Source organism: Chrysanthemum yellows phytoplasma, assembly GCF_000803325.1.
Classification (GTDB): domain Bacteria; phylum Bacillota_I; class Bacilli_A; order Acholeplasmatales; family Acholeplasmataceae; genus Phytoplasma; species Phytoplasma asteris.
In genome coordinates this window covers 1-1124 of the sequence record NZ_JSWH01000019.1, presented here as the reverse complement: position 1 = coordinate 1124, position 1124 = coordinate 1, and the positions used below count along the sequence as shown (strand labels likewise).

The window sequence follows — 1124 nt, the reverse complement described above, 5'->3', positions numbered from 1 at the left end:
TAGTAGATAAATAGTTTTGTTATTTGCTATTTTATTAATATTTATCATATTAAATTAACTACTCATTAAATATTTGAGTTATAATAAAGGCATAAAGTCTTTTATTATATTTAAGTTAGAGGCTTTAGAACTTTAACAAATTTAATTTGATAATTCAATTTAATAAAGAGGTGAAATAACATGTTTTTATTAGATAATCTTAAAGAAAAAATTAAAGATAATAAAAAATTAAGTTCGGTTGCAGTTTATCGTAGATCAAACCATAAAAGAGTTATTCAAAAAACTTTATTATGGATTAGTTTAATGCTTTTATTTTTGGCACTTTCTTATGCAGTTGTATGGCATGAATTAGTTTTTTGCCCAAATTTAGGTTAAATAAAAAAAACAATTATTTTTAAATATTTGTATCTGCCTGCTATTATAAGTATTATTGCTTTTGTATTTTCTTGTTTTTCTTCAAGTATAGCACGATTAACAGCTCCTGTTTGTCTTATTGCTTTGGGGATATTTTTAGGGATGTTTATGGGTTATTTATATGTTCGTTTGAATATATCACATACATTAGATTTGACTGATAAATTACTAATACATAAACATTTATGTCTAACTATGTTGCTTTCGTTTATTTTTATTTTGATGAGTAATTTTGCAATTACTATTTTACTTTATTATAAAAAGTTTAAAAAACAAAATAATCAACAATTAATTAATAAATTTGCTTTTGTAGTTTTTAATTTCTTTGTAATTACTATGTTTTATGTTGTTTTATTTTATGGGGTTGCTTTCCTTTGGTTGGCATCAGTTTCGCAATTAAGTCAACTTTCATCCTTATTTGACCCTTATTTTATGTTAGTGCTCCTATTTGTAAGTCTATTTATTTCATGGGCGTCTGTTTATATTGCAGGAGCTTTAGTTGTCTTTGGTTATATTATTGAAAAACAAGTAGATAAAAAATATGAAGCATCTATGGCTTTTGCTTTATGTCTGTTAGTTTTTTGGCCTCTTATTAAAGCTTTATGGAACTTTTGTAAAAAGGAGGATTAATAATTAATATTATTTATAAATTTAGAGCAGGAATTAATTTTTAATTTCTGTTTTTTTGTTTTTATTAAGTATTTATTATT

General features: G+C 23.2%; 2 protein-coding genes. Both read left to right on the top strand.

The genetic code is table 11. The annotated features are described in order from the left end of the window. The first annotated feature begins 180 nt into the window (after window positions 1–180). The gene (locus OL66_RS00390) at window positions 181–375 is read left to right on the top strand and encodes a hypothetical protein (protein ID WP_034172024.1); all 195 of its coding nucleotides are present in this window, start codon (window positions 181–183) and stop codon (window positions 373–375) included. 27 nt (window positions 376–402) lie between these two features. After that, window positions 403–1044 carry a hypothetical protein gene (locus tag OL66_RS00385; protein ID WP_034172023.1) on the top strand — a complete coding sequence of 214 codons (642 nt, stop codon included), beginning with the start codon at window positions 403–405 and terminating at the stop codon, window positions 1042–1044. The last annotated feature ends 80 nt before the right edge of the window (window positions 1045–1124 follow it).